Origin of the sequence: Robertmurraya sp. (assembly GCF_036676585.1) — a bacterium.
Classification (GTDB): domain Bacteria; phylum Bacillota; class Bacilli; order Bacillales; family Cytobacillaceae; genus Robertmurraya_A.
In genome coordinates this window covers 49111-56043 of the sequence record NZ_JAKFCQ010000118.1, presented here as the reverse complement: position 1 = coordinate 56043, position 6933 = coordinate 49111, and the positions used below count along the sequence as shown (strand labels likewise).

The 6933-nt window shown below is 38.6% G+C and carries 9 protein-coding genes; 7 read left to right on the top strand and 2 right to left on the bottom strand.

Features of this window, described 5'->3' with window-relative positions; genetic code table 11:
- Positions 1 to 31 precede the first annotated feature (31 nt).
- Positions 32 to 589: a DUF5366 family protein gene (locus ACGLXV_RS16080; RefSeq protein WP_391559465.1), complete on the bottom strand. Its 558-nt coding sequence runs from the start codon at positions 587 to 589 to the stop codon at positions 32 to 34.
- 63 nt (positions 590 to 652) lie between these two features.
- Positions 653 to 865, bottom strand: coding sequence for a hypothetical protein (locus ACGLXV_RS16075; RefSeq protein ID WP_391559464.1), 213 nt, complete (start codon positions 863 to 865; stop codon positions 653 to 655).
- Positions 866 to 1159: 294 nt separating this feature from the next.
- Here ACGLXV_RS16075 and ACGLXV_RS16070 point away from each other — a divergent pair, with 294 nt between their 5' ends.
- From ACGLXV_RS16070 to mnhG, 7 genes are read left to right on the top strand one after another with little or no spacing between them, the layout of a single operon-like run.
- Complete coding sequence (locus ACGLXV_RS16070) at positions 1160 to 3565, top strand: Na+/H+ antiporter subunit A (protein ID WP_391559463.1); 2406 nt, start codon at positions 1160 to 1162, stop codon at positions 3563 to 3565.
- Positions 3562 to 3984 (top strand): Na(+)/H(+) antiporter subunit B, encoded by a 423-nt coding sequence (locus ACGLXV_RS16065; RefSeq protein ID WP_119709770.1) that lies wholly within the window; start codon positions 3562 to 3564, stop codon positions 3982 to 3984. The genes ACGLXV_RS16070 and ACGLXV_RS16065 overlap by 4 nt, the downstream gene beginning before the upstream one ends.
- Positions 3984 to 4325, top strand: coding sequence for a Na(+)/H(+) antiporter subunit C (locus ACGLXV_RS16060; RefSeq protein WP_119709771.1), 342 nt, complete (start codon positions 3984 to 3986; stop codon positions 4323 to 4325). The genes ACGLXV_RS16065 and ACGLXV_RS16060 overlap by 1 nt, the downstream gene beginning before the upstream one ends.
- Positions 4318 to 5799: a Na+/H+ antiporter subunit D gene (locus tag ACGLXV_RS16055; protein WP_391559462.1), complete on the top strand. Its 1482-nt coding sequence runs from the start codon at positions 4318 to 4320 to the stop codon at positions 5797 to 5799. Before ACGLXV_RS16060 ends, ACGLXV_RS16055 begins: the two co-directional genes overlap by 8 nt.
- 5 nt (positions 5800 to 5804) lie before the next feature.
- Positions 5805 to 6281, top strand: coding sequence for a Na+/H+ antiporter subunit E (locus ACGLXV_RS16050; protein WP_391559461.1), 477 nt, complete (start codon positions 5805 to 5807; stop codon positions 6279 to 6281).
- A complete protein-coding gene (locus ACGLXV_RS16045; protein WP_119709774.1) occupies positions 6281 to 6565 on the top strand; it encodes a Na(+)/H(+) antiporter subunit F1 in 285 nt (94 codons plus the stop codon). The genes ACGLXV_RS16050 and ACGLXV_RS16045 overlap by 1 nt, the downstream gene beginning before the upstream one ends.
- Positions 6549 to 6905, top strand: a complete 357-nt coding sequence (gene mnhG, locus ACGLXV_RS16040) for a monovalent cation/H(+) antiporter subunit G (RefSeq protein ID WP_119710705.1) — start codon at positions 6549 to 6551, stop codon at positions 6903 to 6905. Before ACGLXV_RS16045 ends, mnhG begins: the two co-directional genes overlap by 17 nt.
- Positions 6906 to 6933 lie beyond the last annotated feature (28 nt).

The window sequence follows — 6933 nt, the reverse complement described above, 5'->3', positions numbered from 1 at the left end:
AAACCCCGGATGAGTTCTTCATCCGGGGTTCTTATACTGGTAAACTAGCAACGATGCTGTTGTATACTTTTAACGCAATAAATACGACACCTAACACGAGGGTTGACCAGGTAAGGACCTGAAAAAAAATCAGTCCAATAATTCCAGACAGTGACAGCTTCGAACTTACCTTATACACAAAAAAGACAAAGTAACTTATCGTTGTAATGGCAAAAACGATAGCTAGTATGGTTACATGGGCAGATCCTAAAAGCGATAATACAGAGCCTGAAAAATAAATAATCGCCCCTGCACGCACATCCTTTAAGCTTTCGCCGTTAAAATCCTTCGAAAAAAAGAGTAAGGACAGCTCATTGATCGTATCAGCAATCAGCTTTAAAGCCGCAAAAACCATAAAAAAGACAACGAGTAATAAGATAAGCAACGCAAGCTTGATTCCACTTCTAGAAAAGAATTCTAGCATTCCCACATAAATACCGGTAGCATTTAAAAATTTAAAAAGATGCACCTCAACTAGCATCGCAAAGGACAAGCTAAATAATAAAATAGACACCAAAGGAAAGTAACTTGTTAAATACGTATTTTTCATTGAATTCTCCACATATGATATTCTTTCATTATTATGAAAGATAGGAGAACATATTACAAGTCTTTATGGTCTCTCAATTCTTACATATTCCCTTGCCTTAAACATGCGATACTTCTTTTTCTGAATCTCTAATCCTGGGTCAGTGGTAAAAATCTCAACAACATCGCCCTCCTCATCAGGACTATAAAATTCACGCTTATCTTTTTTATCTAATGTCCATGCCAAGGACACTAAGAGGAGAAAAATGGACAATGAAGCTAGTATTTTCTTTTTCATCCTCACACCTCACTTTAAAATTATTTTGAGGATAAAAGTCTGATTTTATTCAAAAAAATAAAATTTTTTCACTATTTCTTCTGCGTTTCTACCTATTTATTAGTTTAGCTTCAAGTAAGGGATGTTGTGCGCTTAGGGCATGCAAGGTCTGTTTTTTTACGTTATACTTTTTTATATGGCTGTTTCGGTAAAAGAAAGAGGAAAGCATGTTCGGAGAAAAATATGGAAATAGTAATAGGCAGTATTACTTTTAAAAAAACAGTTTTTACTTACATATAAAGAGGGGGTTTTGTTTTGTCTTTGCTACACTTGGCCATTGTTTCACCTCTATTGCTTGCGGTCATCATACCCATTTTTTCCAAAAGCATTAGACAAATACATACAGGATGGTTTGTACTACCATTACCAGTTGTATTATTTAGCTATTTTCTTTCGTTTATTAGTACCACTTCGCACCAAGGTACAGTATATGAAAGCTTTGAGTGGATTCCTTCTCTTGGCATTAATTTTGCGGCTAAAATAGATGGACTTGGATTACTCTTTGCTTTGCTTATTTCAGGAATTGGGGCATTAGTTGTTCTTTATTCGATTTATTATTTAGCAAAGGATAAGGAACAGCTCGGGAGCTTCTACGTGTATCTTCTTCTCTTTATGGGAGCAATGCTCGGTGTGGTCCTTTCCGATAATTTAATTGTTATGTACGGCTTTTGGGAGCTGACTAGTTTTTCATCCTTCTTACTTATCGGCTACTGGTATCATCGAGAAAAGTCGAGATATGGTGCACAAAAGTCTATGTTAATTACCGTTTTCGGTGGACTTGCTATGCTAGGAGGAATCATCCTGCTATACATCATGACAGGATCCTTTAGCATTTCAGAAATTGTCACACAATCAGACGTTGTGTTAGAGCACACCTTACTTATTCCAGCAATACTATGCTTTTTACTTGGTGCTTTTACTAAATCAGCTCAGTTTCCATTCCATATTTGGCTACCTGATGCAATGGAAGCTCCAACACCTGTTAGTGCCTATCTCCATTCGGCAACCATGGTTAAGGCGGGTATTTATCTTGTAGCGAGAATGAGTCCCGTGTTTGCTGAATCACCTGTTTGGCTCTGGCTTGTCGGAGGGTTCGGTATCGTCACATTGTTCTGGGGTTCTTTTTCAGCTGTCAAACAGACTGACTTAAAGAGCATACTTGCCTTCTCTACCGTTAGCCAATTAGGGTTGATTATGTCTCTGTTAGGTGTTGGTGCTGCTGCCCTACACTATGATGGAATAGACGATAATGTTTTTACCGTTGCAACGACAGCTGCTGTCTTTCACTTAATTAATCATGCTACCTTCAAAGGAAGCTTGTTCATGGTCGTAGGAATTGTTGACCATGAAACAGGAACACGTGATATAAGGAAACTTGGCGGTTTGATGCATTTGATGCCGATTACCTTTACGCTTGCACTTATCGGTGCGTTTTCTATGGCTGGCTTGCCACCATTTAACGGATTTTTAAGTAAAGAAATGTTTTTTACTGGTATGGTAAATATTTTAAAATTGGACCTTTTCTCTCTAAGCACTTGGGGATTATTATTTCCTGTTCTTGCTTGGATCGCCAGTGTATTCACGTTTATATACAGTATGAAGCTTGTGTTTAAAACGTTTACTGGTAAATACAAACCGGAACAATTAAAGAAGAAACCACATGAGGCACCGCTTGGAATGCTCATTTCACCAGTTGTACTCGGCTCTTTAGTCATTATTTTTGGATTGTTTCCGAATATTCTTTCCCATAATTTAATTTCACCGGCGATGGCTTCGATTTTACCTAGCCTGCTTTCTCCAGGAGATATGTTTGACGTTCATATTTACTTTTGGCACGGTCCAACTCCAGAATTATTTATGACTCTAGGGGTCGTGATTCTTGGGATTCTTCTGTATTTGACATTACCGAAATGGGAAAGAACCTATGACTTACTGCCTGAAAAATTAACCTTGAACAAGCTATATGACAAAGGACTAGAATCGATTCAATCTGGTTCGTTTAAGCTAACAAGATTTTATATGAATGGCTATATCCGGACGTATTTGGTCTATATTTTTGCATTTTTCATTCTGATTTTAGGCTACACGCTTTATAAGAAAGACGCGTTTTTGATCGACACAGCAAATGTATCAAGCATTGGTATTTATGAGCTGGTTCTTTCCTTGCTTATAGTCGTAGCTACCATTACCATTCTGTTTGCTAAATCAAGACTCACCTCTATTATCTTGCTAGGAGCAGTTGGGTATACGGTTGCCCTTTTCTTTGTTGTTTTCCGTGCACCGGATTTAGCACTTACTCAGCTGGTCATTGAAACAGTGTCTGTTGCATTGTTTCTACTGTGTTTCTATCATTTACCGAAATTCAAAAAGGAAGAATCAAAAATTCCTTTTAAACTCACAAATGCTGTTATTTCTATAGGAGTAGGTGCGATTGTCACCGCTATTGCACTTTCTTCTTATAGTACAAAGCTATTTGATTCGATCTCACAATTTTACGTAGACAATACGTATATCCGTGCTGCAGGGAAAAATATGGTAAACGTCATTCTTGTTGACTTCCGTGGCTTTGATACGTTATTTGAAATCTGTGTACTTGCGATTGCGTCACTTGGTATTTTTGCAATGATTAAACTACGTCTAACAAGGGGGAAAGAAGGATGAGAACGAATGACCTCATTCTACAAACGGTAACAAAAGTGACTTTGTTCATCATTCTCCTCTTCTCTATTCATCTTTTCTTTGCTGGACATTATTATCCGGGTGGAGGATTCATTGGAGGATTGATGACAGCAGGAGCTCTTGTACTCTTGCTGCTAGCGTTTGATATGAAGACGGTGGCCAATATATTACCCGTCAATTACCGCATTATGACGGCAATTGGGCTTCTTTTTTCGATCGGAACAGGGGCAGGATCATTGCTGTTTAATGTTCCATTTTTGACTCATGCATTTAATGATGTTTACTTGCCTATCCTTGGCAAAACATCGTTGCACACAGCAGTGTTATTTGATATCGGTGTGTATCTTGTCGTTATCGGTGTCACAATGACCATTATTCAAACAATAGGGGAGGACGAATAATGGAAATCGTTATGGCGTTTGTAGTTGGTATTATTTTTATGGCAGCCACTTATTTAATGCTTTCTAAAAGTTTACTTCGAATTATTATCGGAACGGGACTTTTAAGTCATGGCACACATTTATTGGTTTTAACTATGGGAGGCCTAAAAAATGGCGCTGCTCCCTTACTTGGAGAACATGCTGCCGGGTACAATGATCCATTGCCACAGGCATTAATATTAACGGCTATCGTTATTGCCTTTGGTGTAACTTCCTTTTTCCTAGTATTAGCTTATCGCGCGTACCAAGAGCTAGGAACGGACAACATGGATCGCTTGAGAGGGACGAAAATAAATGAATAATTTGCTTTTATTACCTATACTGATTCCGCTTTTTACAGCAGTCATATTAATCTTTTTGAATCGCTTTACGATAGCCTCTAGGTGGGTGTCCGTTTTATCCTTATTATCCACCGTATTTGTGTCTATTCTACTTTTTCAAAAGGTTCGAACAGATGGAATTCAAACATTAAACTTAGGAAATTGGGAAGCACCTTTTGGGATTACGTTAGTATCTGATATGCTTTCTTCCCTTCTTGTTTTGACTACAAGTGTCATTGCTTTCGCTTGCTGTCTCTATTCCTTCCGGGCAATTGGAGAGGAAAGAGAAAAGTTCTACTATTATTCTATTTTGCAATTTCTGATTGTCGGGATTAATGGTGCATTTACGACGGGAGATATTTTCAACCTTTTCGTCTTCTTTGAAGTGATGCTTATGAGCTCCTACGTGCTATTGGTTCTAGGCGGAACAAAGGCTCAGCTTCGCGAATCGGTGAAATATATTTTAGTGAATATTATCTCTAGTTCGTTGTTTGTTATTACCGTTGCTTACCTTTACTCGGTCGTAGGAACGCTAAATATGGCACATATCTCCACAAGAATTGCAGAAGTGGGACAGCCTGGTATTTTAACAGTCATTGCCGTGTTATTTTTAATCGTTTTCGGCTTAAAAGGAGCCATTTTCCCGCTTTATTTCTGGCTACCTGGCTCGTATTACGCTCCTCCTGCACCTGTTTTGGCGTTGTTCGGGGCTCTTTTAACCAAGGTTGGGGTCTACTCTATCATGAGGACGTATACACTCTTTTTCCCTCATGACCCTGGCTATACTCACGAGCTCTTAGGGGGACTTGCGGTCATCACGATTATTGTTGGCATTATTGGAGCAATAGCGTACTGGGATATTAAGAAGATTATTATTTATAACATTATCGTTGCTGTTGGGGTTATTTTGTTTGGTGTATCGGTAAATACAACTGAATCTTTGACAGGTGCAATTTTCTATTTGATTCATGACATGCTCATTAAAGCCGCATTATTCCTGCTTGCTGGAGTAGTCATTGCGATTACAGGAACGAGCAACTTAAAGAAAATCAGTGGATTGATTAAGAATTATCCTTTATTAGGCTGGATGTTCTTAGTATCTGCCCTTGCTTTAGCTGGAATTCCCCCATTAAGTGGCTTTGTTGGTAAGCTGTTGATTGTTAAGAGTGGTTTTGGGGCAGAAGCCTATTGGGGTGCTGGAATTGTGTTAATGTCGAGTCTCCTTGTTCTTTTTTCTGTTATGAAAATCTTTATTAATGGGTTTTGGGGCATTCATCGCACATACGAAAAGGAAGAAAAAGCTCCTGTTAGCTGGTTGCTTATCTCTCCCGCTATTTTAGTGATTATTTCTGTGTTGTATGGAGTTGGAGCGGAGCTGGTTTACCCGTATATTTTAGAAGCTGCGGAAACACTTACTAATCCTTCCACCTACATCAATGCCGTCATGAAGGAGTGATAACAATGGCATTTCAAATTCTATTAAATGTTTTTCTAGCTCTTGTTTGGATGTTTTTAAAAGTCTCTAATGAACCGATAGATTTCTTTGTTGGCTACTTTTTCGGGTTATTGCTCGTCTTTACCTTTCGACGTTTTTTCCCTTCCCGCTTTTACTTATTAAGAGTGATAGCAATAATCAACCTGATTGCCATCTTTATTAGAGAGCTTCTTTTATCTAATATAGCTGTTTTAAAGGTAATCATTAAACCAAAGCTTGATATCCAGCCAGGAATTTTTGCTCTTCCTACTGAACTAAAAAATGATTGGGAAATCACTTTGTTATCCAATCTGATCACATTAACACCTGGGACATTAGTTGTTGATATTTCAGATGATAATCGAACTCTTTATATCCATGCGATGGACGCTTCAGATGTGGAGGCAGCCATCTCTAGCATCAAAAATACATTTGAAAAAGCAATCATGGAGGTGAGCAGGTAATGTTACAGTGGGTCATAACCATTTCTTTAGTTTGTATTACCTTATCCATGCTTGCTATGGTGTATCGGGTCATTAAAGGTCCTACAACACCAGACAGGGTGGTTGCACTTGATGCACTAGGAATCTGTCTAGTTGCCATCATCGCGCTTGTTTCCATCATGTTAAAATCAAATGCTTTCCTAGAGGTTATCTTGTTGATTGGAATTTTAGCTTTTATTGGTACAGTTGCCTTCTCCAAGTATTTAGAAAAGGGGGTCATCCTTGAACGTGATCGAAATAGTTAAGGTTATTATCGGGATATGCATCGCACTTGGAGCACTTCTAACGGTCGTTACAGCCGTCGGCCTTATCAGATTACCAGATGTGTATACACGCACACACGCTGCGTCTAAAGCCGCTACATTAGGAGTTATGTTTGTTTTAGCAGGTACCTTTCTATACTTCTACCTATTAGAAGGCCATATGAATTCTCGACTGATTCTTGGAATTGTGTTTATTTTTATGACCTCGCCTGTAGCCGGACATCTTATTGCTAGAGCTGCGTACAATACTAATGTAAAACTTTGGGAAAACAGTGTTCAGGACGATTTAGCTGCAGTGAAAAAAGAACGTGCTGGGGAATAGGAAAAATCCATGTGTGACTTTCACACAT

What these genes read in the sequence shown, in the direction of transcription:
- ACGLXV_RS16060 (WP_119709771.1), top strand. Translation starts at nt 3,984, where the DNA reads ATGGAAATCGTTATGGCGTTTGTAGTTGGTATTATTTTTATGGCAGCC.
- ACGLXV_RS16075 (WP_391559464.1), bottom strand. Translation starts at nt 865, where the DNA reads ATGAAAAAGAAAATACTAGCTTCATTGTCCATTTTTCTCCTCTTAGTG.
- ACGLXV_RS16050 (WP_391559461.1), top strand. Translation starts at nt 5,805, where the DNA reads ATGGCATTTCAAATTCTATTAAATGTTTTTCTAGCTCTTGTTTGGATG.
- ACGLXV_RS16045 (WP_119709774.1), top strand. Translation starts at nt 6,281, where the DNA reads ATGTTACAGTGGGTCATAACCATTTCTTTAGTTTGTATTACCTTATCC.
- ACGLXV_RS16065 (WP_119709770.1), top strand. Translation starts at nt 3,562, where the DNA reads ATGAGAACGAATGACCTCATTCTACAAACGGTAACAAAAGTGACTTTG.
- ACGLXV_RS16080 (WP_391559465.1), bottom strand. Translation starts at nt 589, where the DNA reads ATGAAAAATACGTATTTAACAAGTTACTTTCCTTTGGTGTCTATTTTA.
- ACGLXV_RS16055 (WP_391559462.1), top strand. Translation starts at nt 4,318, where the DNA reads ATGAATAATTTGCTTTTATTACCTATACTGATTCCGCTTTTTACAGCA.